We start from the raw sequence: 17,998 nt of genomic DNA, 5'->3' as shown, positions 1-17,998 counted from the left end.
GGTCGAGGTGCTGCTCGACAGCCGGCCCGGCGGCGGCCCAGCACCGCGCCGCCGGGCCGGCTGTCGAGCAGCACCTCGACCGGCCCCGCCGGCGTCTGCAGCGTCGCCCGGCCGACCCAGAGCACGACGGCACGGTCGTCGGCACGCACCAGCCGGCGCTCGATCGCCACCTGGTGCAGCGGCAGCTCGCCGGTCTCGGGGCGCGACTCCTGGCCGTGGCGACGCGCCCAGGCGGCCACGCGCCGGGTCGACACACCGGGCAGCACCTGTTCGCTGAACACCGCGCGCCAGCTGCGGCGCGCGCCCTCGCCGGCGAACGGCAGGTCCAGCCAGCCCAAAGCCTCCACCTGCTGCGGCGTGACCCGCAGCGCCAGGGGGTCACGGTGATGCCAGGCCACCACGCGGGCGGCCCATTCGTCGCGGCGTTCGGGCTCCATCGGAGGCCATTGTCCGGCCGCCACCCGGGGACCTAAGCGCCGAAGAGGGGCCACGCGGGGGCGCTGTTCCGCCGGCTGTGGCCCCCTACCAGCGGCCCGACGCGATCCGCGCGCGGGCATGCGCCTTGCTCGCCCTCATCACCCTCGGGCCGAGCAGCGCGAAGGCAGCGCCGACGGCCCGGGTCCGGAACGTTTGCGGTGCGATGACACAGCCGGTCACCAGCTGCCCGGCCGCGAGCCGTCCGTACCGCTGGCAGGGTCGGCATGGCAGCGTCTACGCTGCACTTCGGGTCCTTTCGTCGTCGGGAGGTCGCAGATGAGCAGGAACCATTTACGTCCGCGCTGGGACTGGTGGCTGACGGTCGCCACGATCACGGTCGCGCTCGCCAGCGCCTGGGTCTCGGCCGAGGCGCAGCCGCTGGATACCCGCGTGCTGGCCAGCGGCCTGTCGCAGCCGGTCTTCGCCACCAGCGCACCCGGCGTCGGCCTGGCGGTCGTCGAACGCGGCGGCACGGTCCGGCTGCTGCAGGGCAGCTCGAGCAGCACGCTGCTGACGCTGCCGGTGGCCACCGCCGGCGAACAAGGCCTGCTCGGCCTGGCCTTCGACCCCGGCTGGAACGACCCGGCTTCGGCGGGTTATCGGCGCTTCTTCGTCGACTACAGCGACGCGAGCACCGGCGAAACCGTCGTCGCCAGCTGGCGCGCGAACGCGGCCGGCACCGCCGCCGACCCGTCCTCGCGCAGCGAAGTGCTGCGCATCGCCCAGCCGCCCTACACCAACCACAAGGCCGGCTGGATCGGCTTCAAGCCGGGCGACGCCGACCACCTCTACATCGCCACCGGCGACGGCGGCAGCGCCAACGACCCGCTGAACAACGCCCAGGACAAGGGCTCGCTGCTCGGCAAGATCCTGCGTGTCGACGTCAACGGCGACGACTTCGCCGCCGACCCGATGCGCAACTACGCCGTGCCCACCGACAACCCCTTCGTCGGCCAGACCGGCGCGCGCGGCGAGATCTTCGCCTACGGCCTGCGCAACCCCTGGCGCAACGGCTTCGACCGCCTCACCGGCGACCTGTGGATAGGCGACGTCGGCCAGGGCGAGCGCGAGGAGGTCGACTTCATCGCCGCCGGCTCGGGCGGCGGCCAGAACTTCGGCTGGCGCATGCGCGAAGGCGACATTCCGACGCCGGGCATCTCCGACCCGCTGCCCGCCGACCTGAGCGAGCCGCTGCTGGTCTACGACCACGGCGAAGGCCAGGCGATCACCGGCGGCTACGTCGTGCGCGACACCGGCTCGCCGCTGTACGGACGCTACGTCTTCGGCGACTTCGTCTCCGGCCGCATCTGGTCGGTCGCGGCCGACGGCCTGCCCAAGAGCTTCGCCGACGCGACCGAGATCACCAGCTGGCTCGAGGCCGGTGCCGCCGGCCCGCTGGGCGGCATCGTCTCGTTCGGCGAGGGCGCCGCGGGCGAGCTGCTGATCGTCGACTTCAACGGCCGCGTGATCCAGGTCGTGCCCGAGCCGGCGACGCTGGCGCTATGGAGCGCCGGCCTGGTGCTCGTCGTGGCGCGCACGCGCCGGCGTCGCGACCGCGCAGCCGGCTGAACTGGGGCCGGGGGCCCCCGGCCGGGCGCCGCTATGCTCGGCGCATGCGACTTTTGCTCGTCGAAGACGACCGGATGATCGGCGAGAGCCTGCGCGCCGCGCTGCGGCTGGAAGGCCATGCCGTGGACTGGGTGCGCGACGTCGCCGCCGCGCGCTCGACGCTGGCCAGCGAACGTTTCGACTGCGTGCTGCTCGACCTCGGCCTGCCGCCCGGCGGCCCCGCGGGCGGCCCGCCGGCCGACGGTCTGGACGTGCTGCGCGAACTGCGCGAACGCCGCGACAGCACGCCGGTCATCGTGCTCACCGCACGCGACGCCAGTGGCGACCGCGTGCGCGGCCTGGACGCCGGCGCCGACGACTACCTCGTCAAACCCTTCGAGTTCGACGAGCTGACGGCGCGCATCCGCGCCGTCACGCGGCGCCACGGCGGCCGCGCCGACCCGCTGCTGACGCATGCCGGCGTGACGCTGGACCCGGCGACGCGCCAGGTGACGCAGGACGGCCGCCCGGTGCTGCTGTCGGCGCGCGAGTTCGCGGTGCTGGAAGCGCTGATGCAGCGCCCTGGCGCGGTGCTGTCGCGCGCCCAGCTCGAAGACCGGCTCTACGGCTGGGGCGACGCGGTCGAGAGCAACGCGGTCTCGGTCTACATCCACCAGCTGCGGCGCAAGCTGGGCGCCGACTTCATCCGCAACATGCGCGGCGTCGGCTACTTCCTGTGAACTCGATCCGGGCGCGTGTGCTCGCGCTGCTGCTGGCGATGCTCGCCTTCGCCGCGGGCGTGATGGGCGCCGTCACCTATCACAACGTGCTCGCCGAGACCGAGGCGCTGTTCGACTACCAGCTGCGCCAGATGGCGCTGTCGCTGCGCGACCAGGGCGAGATCGCGCCCGACCAGGCCGGCGCGCTCGCCGACCGCGAGCTCGACTTCGTGATCCAGATCTGGAGCGCCGACGGCCAGACGATCTACGCCTCGCGCCCGCACGACGAGCTGCCGGCGCGCGCGCAACTGGGTTTTGCCGACGTCAGCGCCGGCAAGCAGACCTGGCGCACCTTCACCGCGTTGCGCGGCCAGCGTGTGATCCAGGTGGCGCAGCCGCGCCAGATCCGCCAGCGCCTGGCCGCCGGCGCGGCGCTGCGCAGCGTCGCGCCGCTGGTCGGCATCGCGCCGCTGATCGCGCTCCTGACCTGGGCCGCGGCCACGCGGGTGCTGCGCCCGCTGCGCCAGGTGGCGCGTTCGGTGCGCGCGCGCGAGCCGCATTCGCTGGCGCCGCTGCCGGCCACCGGCCTGCCCGAAGAACTGTCGCCGCTGGTGCAGGCGCTCAACGGCCTGCTGGCGCAGCTGGCGCAGGCGATGGACACGCAGCGCGCCTTCGTCGCCGACGCCGCGCACGAGCTGCGCTCGCCGCTGCAGGCGCTGAAGCTGCAGATCCGCCTGCTCGAACGTGCCGGCGACGAGACCGCACGCGCCAGCGGCACCGAGCTCGACCTGCAGGCGCCGGCGCCGGTGCCGTTGCAGGGCGACGCCGCGTCGCTGGCGGTGCTGGTGCGCAACCTGGTCGACAACGCCGTGCGCCATTCGCCGCCGGGCACACGCGTGGCGGTGAGCGCGGCGCTCGAGGACGGCGCGCCGCAGCTCGTCGTCGACGACGCCGGCCCCGGCATTCCGGTGGCCGACCGCGAGCGCGTCTTCGACCGCTTCTACCGCCGCGACCCCGGCGCCGGCGACGGCAGCGGCCTGGGTCTGGCGATCGTGCGCACGATCGCCACGCGCCACGGCGCCGCCGTCACGCTGGGCGACTCGCCGCTCGGCGGGCTGCGTGCGACGGTGCGGTTCCCGCCTGTTTAATCTTGGCTTCACGCAGCGCTAACGCTGCACTCATCGTCGCGTCCCAAGCTAGCGGCCATCGGGCTCAAGACCAGGGCCTGCATCTGCCGCAACAAGGACATGGACACGATGAAGCTGAAACCTCTTGCCGCCGCGCTGCTCGCCGGCGGCGTGCTCGGCGCCGGCGCTGCCAGCGCCTTCGAGCTGCCGACCTGGCTGCGCACGGCACCGGCGACGACGGCGGCCGCGACCGCCGCCACCGCCGCCGTGGCGACGGCGCCGATCGCGCCGATCCCGGCCCAGGGCACGGTGCCGGACTACCGCGCGATCTTCAAGCAGGCCGGGCCGGCCGTCGTCGGCATCACCGTCGAAGGCACGCACAAGGCCAGCGCCGAGGAGCAGGGCCTGCCCGAAGGGCTGGAGAACGACCCGTTCTTCCAGTTCTTCCGCGGCATGCCCGGCTTCGGCCAGCGCGGCCGCGGCGCCAACCCCTCGGTGCCGTTCCGCGGCCAGGGCTCGGGTTTCGTCGTCGCCAGCGACGGCCTGATCCTGACCAACGCCCACGTCGTGCGCGAAGCCAAGGAAGTGACGGTCAAGCTCAGCGACCGGCGCGAGTTCGCCGCCAAGGTGCTGGGCAGCGACCCCGTGACCGACATCGCCGTGCTGCGCATCGAGGCCAAGGGCCTGCCGACGATGCGCCTGGGCGACGCCCGCCGGCTCGAGGTCGGCGACCCGGTGATGGCCATCGGCGCGCCCTACGGCTTCGAGCAGACCGCGACCACCGGCATCGTCAGCGCCAAGGGGCGTTCGCTGCCGGGCGACACCGTCGTGCCCTTCATCCAGACCGACGCCGCGGTCAACCCCGGCAACTCGGGCGGGCCGCTGCTCGACGCCGGCGGCGCCGTCGTCGGCATCAATGCGCAGATCTATTCGCAGAGCGGCGGCTTCCAGGGCCTGTCGTTCGCGATCCCGATCGACGTGGCGCTCAAGGTCAAGGACCAGATCGTCGCCACCGGCCGCGCCCAGCACGCGCGCCTGGGCGTGACGATCCAGGACCTGAACCAGGGCCTGGCCGAGTCCTTCGGCCTGGAGCGCCCCGACGGTGCGCTCGTCTCCGGCGTGCAGCCCGACAGCGCCGCGGCCAAGGCCGGGCTCAAGCCGGGTGACGTCGTCACCGAGGTCGACGGCCAGGTGGTCACGCGCAGCGGCAACCTGTCCTCGCTGATCGGCATGTCGGCGCCGGGCGAACGCGTCAAGCTCAAGGTCTGGCGCGACAAGAGCTGGCGCGAGATCGAGGTCAAGCTCGGCAGCGCCGAGGCCGAGGTCGCGCGCAGCGACGACCCGGCGCGCCCCGAAGGCGCCCAGCTCGGCCTGGCGCTGCGCCCGCTGACGCGCGACGAGCAGCGCCAGGCGAAGGTCGACGGCGGCCTGCTGGTGCAGGACGTCGACGGCCCGGCGGCACGCGCCGGCGTCGAACGCGGCGACGTGCTGCTGGCGATCAACGGCCAGCCGGTGCAGTCGATCGAGCAGGTGCAGACGGTGCTGAAGAACAAGCCGCGCCACGTCGCGCTGCTGGTGCAGCGCGACGGCGAGACGATCTTCGTGCCGATCCGCATCGGCTGAGCGGGCTTCAGGCGGCCCGCTGCGGCGGGCCGCGCGGGCATTCGGCAGGCCTCGTCCGTGACGTAGTTGACACGGGAAATAGCGATAGAAATGATAGATTTGCTCGCAACGCCGAGCTTCTGTCATGCCGTCCCCCGCGTCTCTCCTGCAGCGCTTCGCTGCCTCGGCCACCCCCGGCGCCGAACGCCGCCTGCGCGACCTGGCCATCAGCGCGGCCGCGCTGCTGGTGCTGCTGGTCTGGCTGTCGGTCGGCAGCGTGCTGTGGCTGCGCTGGGACGACGCCGTCGACGGCGAGCTGCGCCAGAACACCAATCTCGCGCGTGCGCTCGAGGAGCAGACGCTGCGCGTGCTGGCCGCGGTCGACCAGGCCACGGTGCGGGCGCGCGACGACTACGCCCGCGGCGCCGGCAAGCCGCAGGACCTGGTGCGCTACGCCAACGAGACCGGCCTCGTGCCCGACATCCTGGTGCAGCTGTCGCTGGTCGGCGCCAACGGCCGCTTCATCGGCAGCAACCTCGACCCCGACGGCCGCAAGACCGGGCCCGTCGACCTGTCCGAACGCGAGCACGTGCGCGTGCACCTGGCGCCGACCACGCTCGCGCCCGGCAGCGGCCTGGCCCACGCCGACGCGCTGTGGATAGGCAAGCCGGTGCTGGGCAAGGTGTCCAGGCGCTGGACGATCCAGATCTCGCGCCGCATCACCGCCGCCGACGGCCGCATCATCGGTGTCGTCGTCGCCTCGCTCGACCCGGGCTACTTCGAGGCCGTCTACCGCCGCGTCGCGATCGGCTCGCTGGGCACGGTGACGCTGGTCGGCGAGGACCTGGCCATGCGCGCGCGCGTCATCGGCGGCGAGAGCGCCGGCCAGATCGGCGATTCGCTCCAGGCCGGCGGCAGCTTCGCGCAGCAACGGCGCGGCCGCGAAGGCAGCTTCCAGGGCCTCAGCTCGCTCGACGGACGCGAGCGCTTCACCTCCTACCGGCGCGTCGCCGACTATCCGCTGTACCTGCTGGTATCCACGGCGAGCGAAGAAGCGATGGTCGACTGGCGCACGATGCGCAACGTCGCCGCGGTGCTGACGCTGCTGCTGTCGGGCGCGATCGCCGCCGGCGCGCTGGTCTTCGCCGCCGGGTTGCGCCGGCTGGAAGCGAACAACGCCGCGCTGCGCGCGAGCGAGGCGCAGGCGAATGCCGCGAACAACGCCAAGAGCGAGTTCCTGGCCGCGATCTCGCACGAGCTGCGCACGCCGCTCACCAGCATCCGCGGCTTCGCCGAGCTGATGGAACACCGGCTGGAGCAGCCGCGTTATCGCGAGCAGGCCGGCCTGATCCGCAAAGGTGCCGAGTACCTGAATGCGCTGCTCGGCGAGATCCTGGACCTGGCCAAGGTCGAGGCCGGCTCGATGAAGCTGGCGGCCGAACCCGTCGCCCTGCGCTCGCTGGTGCAGGGCACGGTCGACTTCTACACGCTGACGGCCGCCAGCAAGGGGCTCACCGTGGCCGTCGAGATCGACCCCGAGCTGCCGGCGGTCGTCGTCGTCGACGGCCTGCGCCTGAAGCAGATCCTGAACAACCTGTTGTCCAACGCGATCAAGTTCACGCCCGCCGGCCGCATCGACGTGATGGTCGAGCGCGTCGGCGAGCAGCTGCTGCTGCACGTCGCCGACACCGGCCCCGGCATCGCGCCGGAGCTGCACGAGACCATCTTCGAGCGCTTTCGCCAGGGCAGCGAGCGTGTCAGCTACGAACACGGCGGCACCGGCCTCGGGCTGGCGCTGTCGCGCGCGCTGGCGCAGCTGATGGGCGGCACGCTGACGGTGGTCTCGGAGCACGGCCACGGCGCGCGCTTCACGCTCACGCTGGCGATCGTCGTGCCGGCCGCAGCGGAGCCGGCCGCGGTCAGCGGTTGAAGAGCTTGGCCAGCAGCGTGATCCCGGCCAGCCCCAGGCCGAACACGACCAGCAGCGCCGGCAACAGCCCGCCGCTGCGTCGGCGCGGCGCCGCGGCGCGCGGGCGGCGCGACTCCAGCGTCGAATCGGGGTGGCGCGAAGGCTCGTCCCACAACGAGGGACTCGAACTCGTGTCGCCGAATTCGCTCGGACGGTCCGCTTCGTTATCGAAGACGGTCACCCCCTGGAAACGGCGCACGCCATCGGCGGGGCGTACGTCTTGTGACATTTCCGCATTGTGCAAATTGGCGGCCGCGCCGCGTTTCCCGCGAACACGGGGGCGGCTCCGGGCTTTCCCCGGAATGCGTGACCGACTTGACGAAAGCTTGATCTGGCTCCGCGGCGCGCCGGGGCAGGCCCGCGTACGGTGCGGCGACGCCGGGCCGCAGACGGCCGCAACGGCGCGAAAGCGAGAAAAGGGCATGCAAGCCTTGAGCGGGGTGGACGGCGCCTTCCTCCACCTGGAGACACCGCAGACGCCGATGCACGTCGGCTCGTTGCATCTGTTCACCCGTGCGGCGGGTGCGCGCGGCGACTTCGCCGCCGCGGTGCGACGGCAGATGAAGCAGCGCCTGCACCTGGCACCGGTGCTGACGCGGCGGCTGGCGACGATGCCGCTGCAGTTCGCCAACCCGGTATGGGTCGAAGAGCGCGACGTCGACCTCGACTGGCATGTGCAGCGCATCGCGGTGCCGGCGCCGGGCACGCAGGCCGAACTCGAGGACTGCGTCGCCGCGCTGCATTCGCAGCTGCTCGACCGCTCGCGCCCGCTGTGGCGCATCTGGGTGCTGGACGGCCTGGCCTCGGGCGAAGTCGGCTACTACGTGCAGGTGCACCACGCGCTGCTCGACGGCAAGGCCGGCGTGCTGCTGGCGCAGGCGCTGTTCGACGCCACGCCCGAGCCGCCGCGGCTGCCGCGCGGCAAGGCGCGCCCCGGCGAACACCCCGGCCTGCTGGCGCTGGCCGCCACCGCGCTGGCGCGCGACGCCGGGCTCTACGTCAAGCTGGTGCGCCAGCTGCCGCAGGCGCTGCAGGTGATCGGCGGGCTGCTGGGCGCCGGCGCGCCGAAACGCCGCAGCGGCGAAGGCGACGGCCGCATGCGCCAGAACCTCGCTTTCGGCCCGAAGACGGCGCTGAACGTGCCGATCGGCCCGGAACGCGGTTTCGCCGCGGTCTCGGTGCCGCTGGAGACGCTGAAGGCGCTGGCCGCGGCGCACGAAGCCAAGCTCAACGACGTCGTGCTGGCGCTGTGCGCCGGCATGCTGCGGCGCTGGCTGAAGGCGCACGGCGGCGTGCCGCGCAAGCCGCTGCTGGCGTCGATGCCGATCTCGCTGCGCGCCGGCGGTGACACCGAGTTCACGACCAAGGCGACGCTGTCGCTGGTCAACCTGCACACCGACATCGCCCACCCGCTGCGCCGGCTGCATGCGATCCGCGACGCCGCCGGTGCCGTCAAGTCGGTCGCGCGCCAGGCGCGCGGCGTCATCCCGACCGACTTCCCGTCGCTGGGCGCGCCCTGGCTGCTGCAGGGGCTGGCCTCGCTCTACGGCTCCCGGCTGGCCGGTGCGCTGCCGCCGCTGGCCAACCTGGTGATCTCCAACGTGCCCGGCCCGCGCGAGCCGCTGTACCTGGCCGGCGCGCGCATGAGCTGCTACTGGCCGCTGTCCATCGTCGAACACGGTGTCGGCCTGAACGTCACCGTGATGAGCTACGCCGGCAGCATGGGCTTCGGCTTCACGACCGCACGTGCCGCGGTCGGCGACGCGCGCGAGCTGTCGGCGGCGCTGCTGGAGGCGCTGGACGAACTGGTCGCCGCCAGCCACCCGAAGAAGCCCGCGCGCGCCGCGCCGGCCCCGGCGCGCACCGATGCCCGCGGCACGCCGGCTGCCGAGAGCGAACCCAAACGCCGCGCCGCGCGCCGCGCCCTGCCCTGACCCGCCGGAGACCCTGATGCGCCAGCTGAGCGGCCACGAAGCGAGCTTCCTCTACGCCGACACCACGCACGCCAACGCCAACGTCACCTTCGTCCAGATCTACGACCAGAGCACCGCAGCCGGCGGCACGGTGCGCTTCAAGAGCATCCTGGCGCACCTGGCGGGGCGGCTGCACCGCTCGCCGGTGTTCCGCCAGCGCCTGCTGCGCGTGCCGCTGGAGCTGGACTACCCGTACTGGGTCGAGGACGAACACTTCGACCTCGAGTACCACGTGCGCCACATCGCGCTGCCCAAGCCGGGCGACTGGCGCCAGTTCTGCATCCAGGCCTCGCGCATCCACGCGCGTGCGCTCGACCTGAACCGGCCGCTGTGGGAGCTCTACGTCATCGAGGGCCTGGACAGCTTCACCGACCTGCCGCCGGGCAGCTTCGCGGTGCTGATCAAGGTGCACCACGCGGCCGTCGACGTCGAGGGCCGACACGAGATCGTGGACGCGCTGCACGACCTGGCCGCCGAGCCGCCGCGGCCCGAACCGCCGCAGCCCTGGTTCCCGGAACGTGCGCCCGGGCCGCTGAAGCTGCTGGCGCGCGGCGCCTTCAGCACCTTGCTGTCGCCGCTGTCGCTGGCCGCGCCGCTGATGCGCCTGGCGCCGGTGGCCTGGACCTTCGCCGGCGACGTGGTCGCGCCCGAGCAGCACGCGGCGACGCGCTTCAACTCGGTGGTGTCGGCGCACCGCGTCTTCGACACCCGGCGCTTCACCGTCGCCGAGTTCGAACGCATCCGCGCGCTGGTGCCGCGCGCCACCGTCACCGACGCGGTGCTTGCGGTCTGCGCCGGCGGCCTGCGGCGCTACCTGGCCGCCAACGGCGAACTGCCCGCGGCCGACCTGGAAGCGATCGCGCCGCTGGCCGGCGCCAAGGCCGTGGCCGGTGCCGAGGCGCCGTGGCAGCTCGTCGGCCTGGGCACCGCGATCGAAGACCCGGTGGCACGCCTGCGCCACATCCAGCGCCAGGGTGCGAGCGCGCGCGCCGGGCTGCGCTCGCGCGCCGCGCGCGGCCTGGCCGATCTGGCCGAACACGTGCCGGCGGCAACGCTGAAGCTGGCCTCGCGCTGGCTCGGGCTGCGCACGCCCGAGCTGCGCCGGCCGCTGGCCTGCTGCACCGTCAGCAGCGTCGGCAGCCCGCGCCAGCCGCTGTATCTGTGCGGCGCGCGCCTGACCTATTTCTCGGCCATCCTGCCGATCGCCGACGGCATGGGGCTGGTGTTCGCGATCACCGAGTACGACGGCCGCATCGTCGTCTCGCCGACCTCCTGCCGCGAGCTGGTGCCCGACCCCGAGACCTTCACCCAGGCCGTGCGCGACAGCTTCCAGGAATACCTGGCGCTGGCCGACGCCGGCACGGCGCCGCTCAGGCCGGCAACGCGCGCCGCGTCAGCAGCCGCAAGGCCTGCCCCCAGGCCCCGTGCGGCACGAACGGCCGCCACTGGCCGGCCGGCTGCGCCAGACGGTCGGCGACGATCCACAGCACGACCGGGTTGAAACCCAGCCCGAGGTGGCTGCCGGGTACGCGGATGTTCTCCTGGCGTGCCGGGTCGCCTTCGGTCGTCGCCTCCTGCGGCGGCACGACGCCGTCGCCGAGCGAATACAGGCAGGACAGCGGCACCTGCAGCGGCGCCCGTTCGCGCAGCTTCTTGGCACGTGGCTGCATCGTGTGCGCCGTCGGCCCCGCCGGGTGCGCGATCAGCCGGTACATGGCCTTGACCAGCGGCGGCGAGGCGCTGCCTTCGGGGTCGACGCTGATCGGGCTGCCCAGCGTGATCACCGAGCGCACGCATTCCGGCGCCTGGTGCGCACCGTAGACCGCGAAGACGCCGCCCAGGCTCCAGCCGACCAGGCTCACCGGCTGGCCGGCGCGGTGGTGCAGGTAGCGGATCTTCTGTTCGAGCGCGGTCGCGTGGCGCGGGTTGAAGCCGACGTTGCGGCCCAGGCCCCAGGTCTCGACGGCGTAGCCGCGGTTCTTCAGGAACCGTTCCAGCCCGATCAGCGACAGCTCGCTGCCCATGAAGCCCGGCAACAGCAGCACCGGGTGGCCGTCGCCGCGGGGAGCGGCCAGCGACAGCGCCGGCAGCGTCCAGGGCAGCAGCGCCAGTTCGCCGAAGACACGCGCCTCCAGCGCCGAATGCAGCAGCCGGGGGCGACCGCGGTGCGGGTGACGGGTTGCCATGGAAGCACTGTAAGCCCGCCATGGCGGCGGCGTCCGCCGAGCCTGTCACGCAGTGGACAGCGTCGCGCTGCACTAAGCTGGCGCGCGTGAACGACTCCGTCCCCGAAATCTGGATCGCGCGGGCGCGCGCGCTGGCCACCGGCGGCCGCCGCCGCCTGCTCGGCATCGCCGGGCCGCCGGGCGCCGGCAAGTCGACGCTCGCCGCCGCGCTCTCCGCCGCGCTGGCGCCCGCCGCCGTCGTCGTGCCGATGGACGGCTTCCACCTCGCCAACAGCGCGCTCGAACAGCTCGGCCGGCGCGGCCGCAAAGGCGCACCCGACACCTTCGACGCCGCCGGCTATCGCGCGCTGCTGCAGCGGCTGCACGAAGGCGCCGGCACCGTCTGGGCGCCCGAGTTCCGGCGCGAGATCGGCGAACCGGTGGCCGGCGCGATCGCCGTGCCGGCCGAAGTGCCGCTGGTCATCACCGAAGGCAACTACCTGCTGCTCGAGGACGGCGCCTGGGGGGGCGTGGCCGCCTTGCTGGACGAGTGCTGGTACGTCGAGGTCGACGATGCGCTGCGGCGCGAGCGCCTGGCCGCGCGCCACCGCCGCTTCGGCCGCAGCGCCGAGGCCGCCGCGGCCTGGGTGCAGGGCACCGACGAACCCAACGCCCGCCTCGTGGCCGCCGCACGCGACCGCGCCGACGCCGTCTTTCACTGGCCCGCTGAACGTTGACCGGCCACCCCGCCCCCTCGATCAGGGGTTTGCGAGCACACGCTGCGCCGCGCGCGGCCCGATCATTGCCGCAGGGCGCTAAGGTGGTGCCGTCACGGACGGCAGCGGCAGAAATCGGGGTCAGACCCGCAGCCACGAGCGGCGGGTTACGGCCCGGTTACGAACTTCCGTTCGGGCTTGATCTGGCTCATGTCGGCTTTGCCGCAAAACAACCGAAACACGCTCCAATACGGATGCGCCAGACAAGGGCGGCGCCCGTCATCCCGGTTTCAGCAGCCGGGGCGCGCCGGAATCGTTCCTTGCCCCCAGTCAAGTGCCCCCTCCACCCAACGGTGACAGCGACATGAGCGACACGAAAACCCACAGCGCAGATGAGGCCCTGAGACGCGCGGCCCACTGGGCCCTGCTGGCCCGGGTCGTCATCGAGCGCCCCACGCCCCAGTGGCTGGACGAGCTGGAGGCCGAACTCGCGGCCGCCGAGCCGGCGCGGCCGCTGTCGGGCCAGCTGGCGACGCTGCTCACCGCGCTGCGCAAGTCGCGGCGCCATCCCGGTGGTGCGACCGTGCTCGCCGTCGACCGCACGCGGCTGCTGTCGATGGTGGTGCACGGCGACACGCTGCCGCCGCCCTGCGAATCGGCGGCGCTCGGTGCTGCACCCGGCGGCGACCGCGTGCTCGACGTGCTGCGCTCCTACCGCGAAGCCGACTTCGAGCCGATGGCGCTGCTCGGTGCGCCCGACCACCTCGGCAACGAACTGCGTTTCGTCGCTCATCTGTGCCGCCTCGAAGGCCAGGCGCACGCCGCTGGCGACGCCGCCGCGGCCCAGCGCTGGCACGCGCAGCAGCTGCGTTTCCTGTCGCGCCACGTCGTCGCCTGGGTGCCGGCGCACTGCGAACAGCTTGCGGCCAAGGCCGCCACCGGCTACTACGCCGCTGCCGCCTCGCTGATCAGCCGCGCCTGCAAGCTGGCGCTCGACGAACTCGACCCCTTCACGCCGATGTCGGTCGCGGCCTGAAGCCGCACGCCGCCAACCGAGCCCGGCCTTCGTGCCGGGCTTCGTTTTTCAGGCCAGGCGCGTGATCCAGTCCAGCAGGCGGTGGATCGACGGCTTGTAGGGCGGCGAGATCAGCCCGGTCTGGGCCAGAACCGACTGCTCGAATACCGGCTTGTCCTTGCTGAACTGGCGAAAGCCGTATTCGCCGTGATAGGCGCCCATGCCCGAGGCGCCGACGCCGCCGAAAGGCAGGCCCTCCTGGGCGACGTGAAGCAGCGTGTCGTTGAGCGCGATCCCGCCGGAGATCGTGCCGGCCAGCAGCTTGCGCCGCGCGGCGCCGTCGCTGCCGAACCAGTACAGCGCCAGCGGCCGGTCGCCGCCGTTGACGTAGGCAATCGCGTCGTCCAGCGTCTCGTAGCCGACGATGGGCAGCACCGGGCCGAAGATCTCCTCCTGCATCACGCGCATCGACGCGTCGACGTCGAGCAGCAGCGTCGGCGGCAGCTGGCGGCTGGCGCGGCCGATGCCGTCGGCCGGCGGCTCGAGCTCGATCACCGTCGCGCCGCGTTCGCGCGCGTCTTCTACCAGTTCGCGCAGGCGGCGGAAGTGGCGCTCGCTGACGATGCTGGTGTAGTCGGGGTTGGCGCGGAAGGTCGGATACAGCCGGCCCATCGCGCTGCGCAGTGCGGCGACGAAACGCTCGCGCTGCGCGCGCGGCACCAGCACGTAGTCGGGTGCGATGCAGGTCTGGCCGGCGTTGACCAGCTTGCCGAAGGCGATGCGTTCGGCAGCGCGCGCGAGCCTGGCCGAGGCATCGACGATGGCCGGCGACTTGCCGCCCAGCTCCAGCGTCACCGGCGTCAGGTTCTTCGCCGCCGCCTGCGCGACCTCGCGGCCGACGGCGGTCGAGCCGGTGAAGACGAGGTGGTCGAAGGGCAGCGCGACGAAGGCGCGGCCGATCGCCGCGTCGCCGGTGACCACGGCCACCTCCTCGGGCGAAAACGCTTCGGCCACCGCCGCCTGCAGCGCCGCCGAGAACCGAGGCGTCAGCTCCGACGGTTTGAGCAGCGCCCGGTTGCCCGCCGCCAGCGCCCCGACCAGCGGCGCCAGCGCCAGCTGCAGCGGGTAGTTCCAGGGGCTGACGATGCCGACCACACCCAGCGGCTGCGGCAGCAGCCAGGACCGCGCCGGCCAGAACGCCGGCGCGGTCGGCACGCGCCGCGGCTTCATCCATCTGGCGAGATGGCGCCGGGCGTGGCGCAGGCCGGCTTTCAGCAGCATCGTCTCGGTGATGCGGATCTCCACCGCCGAGCGGTTGCCGAAGTCGTCGCCGATGGCGACGGCAAAAGCCTCGGCGTGCTGGTCGATGAGGCGCTCGAGCCGGCGCAGCCGGTCCAGGCGCAGCACACGCGGCGGCAGCATGTCGGCACGATGCGCCAGGCGCATGCGGTCGAGCAGCAGCGGCAAGGCGTCGGCCGGGGTGCAGGGCGGCAGGACGGGGGACGTGGCGCTCATGGGCGGCTCCTCGGCGGCGACAGATCGGCTCGGCAAGCGCGCCCGCCGCCGCCGCGAGCACACTGCAGCGGACCATATCGCCCGATGTTTACGCCGTCAACATGGGCATATACTGAGCCGATGGACAGCGCCGCAGCCTCCGCGCCCGCCACCCGCCGCTACCACCACGGCGACCTGCGCAGCGCGCTGCGCGAAGCGGCCGAGCGCGTCCTCGTCGAACGCGGCGCCGCCGAAGTCAGCCTGCGCGAGGTCGCACGTGCCGTCGGCGTCTCGCACGCCGCGCCCTACCGCCACTACGCCAACCGCGAGGCGCTGCTGGCCGACATCGCCGCCGGCGGTTTCGACCGCCTGCGCGAGCGTTTCGCGGCGCTGCCGCAGTCGCCCGAGCCGGCGGCGCAGTTCGCGGCAATGGCGCAGGCCTACGTCGAGTTCGCCGTCGCCGAGCCGGCGATCTACCGCCTGATGCTGGGCCCCGAGGTGCGCAAGGCCGACCACCCGGTGCTGGCCAAAGCCGGGCACCGCGTGCTCGACACGCTGCGCCGCGCGCTGGTCGCGCTGGGCGTGCCGGCGCCGGCCACCGACGAGGCCATGGCCGCCTGGGGCTTCGCCCACGGCCTGGCGCAGCTGCTGGTCGATGGGCGGCTGGAGGCCGACCCTGAAGTCGACACGCCGCTGGACGTGCAGCGCCTGGTCGGGCGCGCCGCCCGGCTGTTCGTCGCCGGGCTGCGGGCCGTCTGAAGCAGCGCGCGACTCCGGCAGTTGGAATTTCCGACTGCCGGGCATGCAGATTGCCCATGACGTCAACATGGGCTACCGTCCGAAACCGCAAAAAACGACGCTCTAGGGATCACCCGGTTCGTTCGTTGAATCCGGGTTGTGCTGGAACAAATCCCCGACGCGTAGCCCTCGCCAGAGTCGCAATACGCCACCACCCGGTGTCCCGTTTCGTAATGCAGGAGCAAGAGATGCAGAAGTGTTCGACCGACACGCCGGTTTCGGACGCTGTTTCACCGTCCGCCTTGGGTCACGCCAGTTTCGTCACCGGCACCTTTGCGGACGATGTCGCGCTCCTGCGAATCGCCTTCCTGCCCTTGCAGGTGAGCGACTCGACGCTGGTGCGGCTCAGCGACGCCTCACGCATGATCTGCTGCCCGGCGGGCCGCTTCACGCTGGGCTCGCCGCGGCGGCCCGAGCCCTCGTGGTGGGTGGTGCGCCACGGTTGCGCCAGCCTCGGCCGCATCGCCGCCGACGGCGCCTTCGTCGAACGCCACCTGATCGGCCCCGGTGAATGGTTCGACGTCACCGGCGCACTCGACATGCCCGGCGGCTGGGCCGAATCGGCCGTGATCCGCGAGCCGATCGAACTGCTGGCGCTGCCGCTGGAGTCGCTGTTCGAAGCCTGCGACAGCGACGAGACCTTCGCCCGCGCGTTCGGCCACACGCTGGCCACGCGCATGCGCGAACTGGCGCTGCACCGCCCCGACGTGCCCAGCAGCCGCGACTCGATGTCGCCGGCCGAACTGGCCGACCTGCGCAGCCACGCCCGCCTGCCCGGCGACCCGCTCGCCCAGATCCGGCGCTAAACACGCCCCGCACCAGGCGCCGCGTCACCGCGGCGCCTTTTTCATGCCTGCCGCAAACGCCGTTCAGGCCTGAACGACACGCCCCGCCGCGCGCTGCTCACGCGCGCCGAACAGCAGGAACAGGTCTTCGTCCTCGGCCGCCACGTGCTGGTGCAGGTCGGCGACGAACTTGTTGCAGCCGGCGGCCAGCGCCGCCGCTTCGGGTGTGGCCGGCAAGGCCTGCAGCAGTTCCTCCAGCCGCGCGATCGCGAGCTCGTGCGCCCGGTGCTCACGCTCCAGGTCGTCGAGCAGCAGCCCGATCAGCGTGCCGCCGCCCTGTTCCATCATCGGGAAGAGGCGCATCTCCTCCTTGAACATGTGCTCCTCGAGCGCCTCGCCCATCAGCTCGAGATGGTCGGCGAGCTCGGGCACGACGCCGCCAGCCGCCAGCGCCCGCGCCTGCGCGACCAGCACCGGCACCTCGGCCCGGTGGGTCTCGTGGAAACGCTCGAGGATGTGCTCGATCTTCTGCGGCACCCCTGCCGGGGCCATGGCCTGAGCCGTCATCGTCTTCTTTCGTCGCTAGCGCCCGCCACGCGGGCTTGAAGCCGATGCTCGGCGGCGCGCCCATGCGATGCCTTGAACGGGTTCAAGGAAAACAACGGTGCGCCGCGCCTGGCCGCCGCGCGCCGCCCGCAGGACCTGCGGCCGACGATGGCTTGATGCCGGCCTGATCACAATCAAGCCCGGCCGCGCCTGCGATTGCGGAGCATGCTGAGCGGCAGACACCTGCGCGGCACAGCCGCCGCCCCGAGGAGAGAACATGGAGACGAGGAACTTCGACCTGCCGCGCTACCTGGCGGTGCTGCCGCTGTTCCAGGAGATGAGCCCGGAGGAACTGCAGCGCCTGGCGCTGGGCTGCCGCCTGAAGCGTCATTCGCGCGGCGACACGGTGTTCCGCGTCGGCGAGCCCTGCGAGGAGTTCCACGTCACGGTGATGGGCCAGGTGAAGCTGTATGCGATCTCGCCCGCGGGGCAGGAGAAGGTGATCGAGCTGGTCGGCCCCGGCAACAGCTTCGCCGAGGCGCTGATGTTCACCGGCAAGCCCTACATCATCAACGCGCAGGCGCTGGCCGACACGCTGGTGCTGAGCGTCGGCAAGGCAGCGGTGCTGGCCGAGATCGAGCGCGACTCGCGCTTCGCGATGCGCATGCTGGCCGGCATCTCGCGCCGGCTGCACGGGCTGGTGCACGACGTGCAGGCGTATTCGCTGCACAGCGGCATGCAGCGTGTCATCGGCTACCTGCTGCGCGACCTGCCCGAAGAAGCCGAGGACGCCGCGGCGTTCTCGCTTGCCGACGCCGGCGTGACCCCGGCCGCCAGCGCCCAGCGCCGCGACCTGCGCGTGAGCCTGCCGGTGAGCAAGGCGACGATCGCGTCGCGGCTGTCGCTGACGCCCGAGTACTTCTCGCGCGTGCTGCACGAGCTGGAGGCGGCGGGGCTGATCGAGATCGACAAGCGCGAGATCCGCATCCCGGATGCGAAGCGGCTGGCGGGGCACAAGCTGCAGTAGGCGGCAGGCCTCAGCCCTCACGCGTGCAATCGCGTTC

At 72.7% G+C, this 17,998-nt stretch carries 16 protein-coding genes; 12 read left to right on the top strand and 4 right to left on the bottom strand.

Features of this window, described 5'->3' with window-relative positions; translation table 11 throughout:
* Window positions 1-437 (bottom strand): hypothetical protein (locus CKO43_RS16675; protein WP_200379291.1); only part of this gene is annotated, 437 nt, incomplete at its 3' end.
* 316 nt (window positions 438-753) lie between these two features.
* Between CKO43_RS16675 and CKO43_RS16670 the strand changes: the two genes are divergently transcribed.
* The 5 genes from CKO43_RS16670 (at window position 754) to CKO43_RS16650 (ending at window position 7,403) form a co-directional block, all read left to right on the top strand.
* Window positions 754-2,046 carry a PQQ-dependent sugar dehydrogenase gene (locus CKO43_RS16670; protein WP_200379290.1) on the top strand — a complete coding sequence of 431 codons (1,293 nt, stop codon included), beginning with the start codon at window positions 754-756 and terminating at the stop codon, window positions 2,044-2,046.
* A gap of 44 nt (window positions 2,047-2,090) precedes the next feature.
* Window positions 2,091-2,765, top strand: coding sequence for a response regulator (locus CKO43_RS16665; protein ID WP_200379289.1), 675 nt, complete (start codon window positions 2,091-2,093; stop codon window positions 2,763-2,765).
* Window positions 2,762-3,892, top strand: a complete 1,131-nt coding sequence (locus CKO43_RS16660) for an ATP-binding protein (protein ID WP_200379288.1) — start codon at window positions 2,762-2,764, stop codon at window positions 3,890-3,892. The genes CKO43_RS16665 and CKO43_RS16660 overlap by 4 nt, the downstream gene beginning before the upstream one ends.
* 108 nt (window positions 3,893-4,000) lie before the next feature.
* Window positions 4,001-5,494: a Do family serine endopeptidase gene (locus tag CKO43_RS16655; protein WP_200379287.1), complete on the top strand. Its 1,494-nt coding sequence runs from the start codon at window positions 4,001-4,003 to the stop codon at window positions 5,492-5,494.
* A 124-nt stretch (window positions 5,495-5,618) separates the two neighbouring features.
* Window positions 5,619-7,403: a sensor histidine kinase gene (locus CKO43_RS16650; protein ID WP_200379286.1), complete on the top strand. Its 1,785-nt coding sequence runs from the start codon at window positions 5,619-5,621 to the stop codon at window positions 7,401-7,403.
* On the opposite strand, the gene CKO43_RS16645 is transcribed toward CKO43_RS16650, so the two are convergent.
* On the bottom strand, window positions 7,393-7,671 hold the full coding sequence (locus CKO43_RS16645) for a hypothetical protein (RefSeq protein ID WP_207185090.1): 279 nt from the start codon (window positions 7,669-7,671) through the stop codon (window positions 7,393-7,395). The genes CKO43_RS16650 and CKO43_RS16645 overlap by 11 nt on opposite strands.
* A gap of 193 nt (window positions 7,672-7,864) precedes the next feature.
* Here CKO43_RS16645 and CKO43_RS16640 point away from each other — a divergent pair, with 193 nt between their 5' ends.
* The 4 genes from CKO43_RS16640 to CKO43_RS16625 all read left to right on the top strand — a co-directional run bounded on the left by CKO43_RS16640 (window position 7,865) and on the right by CKO43_RS16625 (window position 13,332).
* Entirely contained in the window at window positions 7,865-9,376 is a 1,512-nt protein-coding gene (locus CKO43_RS16640) for a wax ester/triacylglycerol synthase family O-acyltransferase (RefSeq protein WP_242481208.1), read from the top strand.
* A 16-nt stretch (window positions 9,377-9,392) separates the two neighbouring features.
* A complete protein-coding gene (locus tag CKO43_RS16635; RefSeq protein WP_200379285.1) occupies window positions 9,393-10,916 on the top strand; it encodes a wax ester/triacylglycerol synthase family O-acyltransferase in 1,524 nt (507 codons plus the stop codon).
* 771 nt (window positions 10,917-11,687) lie between these two features.
* Window positions 11,688-12,317, top strand: coding sequence for a nucleoside/nucleotide kinase family protein (locus CKO43_RS16630; protein ID WP_346014479.1), 630 nt, complete (start codon window positions 11,688-11,690; stop codon window positions 12,315-12,317).
* Between the two features lie 343 nt (window positions 12,318-12,660).
* Complete coding sequence (locus CKO43_RS16625; RefSeq protein ID WP_200231217.1) at window positions 12,661-13,332, top strand: TorD/DmsD family molecular chaperone; 672 nt, start codon at window positions 12,661-12,663, stop codon at window positions 13,330-13,332.
* A gap of 48 nt (window positions 13,333-13,380) precedes the next feature.
* On the opposite strand, the gene CKO43_RS16620 is transcribed toward CKO43_RS16625, so the two are convergent.
* Window positions 13,381-14,826 (bottom strand): coniferyl aldehyde dehydrogenase, encoded by a 1,446-nt coding sequence (locus CKO43_RS16620; protein WP_200379284.1) that lies wholly within the window; start codon window positions 14,824-14,826, stop codon window positions 13,381-13,383.
* A 120-nt stretch (window positions 14,827-14,946) separates the two neighbouring features.
* Here CKO43_RS16620 and CKO43_RS16615 point away from each other — a divergent pair, with 120 nt between their 5' ends.
* Together CKO43_RS16615 and CKO43_RS16610 are read left to right on the top strand one after the other, a co-directional pair.
* Window positions 14,947-15,564, top strand: a complete 618-nt coding sequence (locus tag CKO43_RS16615) for a TetR/AcrR family transcriptional regulator (protein WP_200231219.1) — start codon at window positions 14,947-14,949, stop codon at window positions 15,562-15,564.
* 227 nt (window positions 15,565-15,791) lie between these two features.
* Complete coding sequence (locus CKO43_RS16610; RefSeq protein ID WP_242478089.1) at window positions 15,792-16,409, top strand: Crp/Fnr family transcriptional regulator; 618 nt, start codon at window positions 15,792-15,794, stop codon at window positions 16,407-16,409.
* A gap of 63 nt (window positions 16,410-16,472) precedes the next feature.
* Here the strand turns inward: CKO43_RS16610 and CKO43_RS16605 are convergent, their stop codons facing one another.
* Window positions 16,473-16,955, bottom strand: coding sequence for a hemerythrin domain-containing protein (locus CKO43_RS16605; RefSeq protein WP_200379283.1), 483 nt, complete (start codon window positions 16,953-16,955; stop codon window positions 16,473-16,475).
* A gap of 256 nt (window positions 16,956-17,211) precedes the next feature.
* Between CKO43_RS16605 and CKO43_RS16600 the strand changes: the two genes are divergently transcribed.
* The gene (locus tag CKO43_RS16600; RefSeq protein WP_200231222.1) at window positions 17,212-17,961 is read left to right on the top strand and encodes a Crp/Fnr family transcriptional regulator; all 750 of its coding nucleotides are present in this window, start codon (window positions 17,212-17,214) and stop codon (window positions 17,959-17,961) included.
* Window positions 17,962-17,998: the final 37 nt, after the last annotated feature.

The organism is Rubrivivax gelatinosus (genome assembly GCF_016583785.1).
GTDB lineage: Bacteria > Pseudomonadota > Gammaproteobacteria > Burkholderiales > Burkholderiaceae_C > Rubrivivax > Rubrivivax gelatinosus_B.
Note: the sequence above shows the minus strand (reverse complement) of the source record. Positions and strands in the feature narration are given on the sequence as shown.

What these genes read in the sequence shown, in the direction of transcription:
- CKO43_RS16625 (WP_200231217.1), top strand. Translation starts at nt 12,661, where the DNA reads ATGAGCGACACGAAAACCCACAGCGCAGATGAGGCCCTGAGACGCGCG.
- CKO43_RS16650 (WP_200379286.1), top strand. Translation starts at nt 5,619, where the DNA reads ATGCCGTCCCCCGCGTCTCTCCTGCAGCGCTTCGCTGCCTCGGCCACC.
- CKO43_RS16600 (WP_200231222.1), top strand. Translation starts at nt 17,212, where the DNA reads ATGGAGACGAGGAACTTCGACCTGCCGCGCTACCTGGCGGTGCTGCCG.
- CKO43_RS16645 (WP_207185090.1), bottom strand. Translation starts at nt 7,671, where the DNA reads ATGTCACAAGACGTACGCCCCGCCGATGGCGTGCGCCGTTTCCAGGGG.
- CKO43_RS16640 (WP_242481208.1), top strand. Translation starts at nt 7,865, where the DNA reads ATGCAAGCCTTGAGCGGGGTGGACGGCGCCTTCCTCCACCTGGAGACA.
- CKO43_RS16620 (WP_200379284.1), bottom strand. Translation starts at nt 14,826, where the DNA reads ATGAGCGCCACGTCCCCCGTCCTGCCGCCCTGCACCCCGGCCGACGCC.
- CKO43_RS16605 (WP_200379283.1), bottom strand. Translation starts at nt 16,955, where the DNA reads ATGACGGCTCAGGCCATGGCCCCGGCAGGGGTGCCGCAGAAGATCGAG.
- CKO43_RS16635 (WP_200379285.1), top strand. Translation starts at nt 9,393, where the DNA reads ATGCGCCAGCTGAGCGGCCACGAAGCGAGCTTCCTCTACGCCGACACC.
- CKO43_RS16670 (WP_200379290.1), top strand. Translation starts at nt 754, where the DNA reads ATGAGCAGGAACCATTTACGTCCGCGCTGGGACTGGTGGCTGACGGTC.
- CKO43_RS16655 (WP_200379287.1), top strand. Translation starts at nt 4,001, where the DNA reads ATGAAGCTGAAACCTCTTGCCGCCGCGCTGCTCGCCGGCGGCGTGCTC.
- CKO43_RS16615 (WP_200231219.1), top strand. Translation starts at nt 14,947, where the DNA reads ATGGACAGCGCCGCAGCCTCCGCGCCCGCCACCCGCCGCTACCACCAC.
- CKO43_RS16665 (WP_200379289.1), top strand. Translation starts at nt 2,091, where the DNA reads ATGCGACTTTTGCTCGTCGAAGACGACCGGATGATCGGCGAGAGCCTG.
- CKO43_RS16610 (WP_242478089.1), top strand. Translation starts at nt 15,792, where the DNA reads ATGCAGAAGTGTTCGACCGACACGCCGGTTTCGGACGCTGTTTCACCG.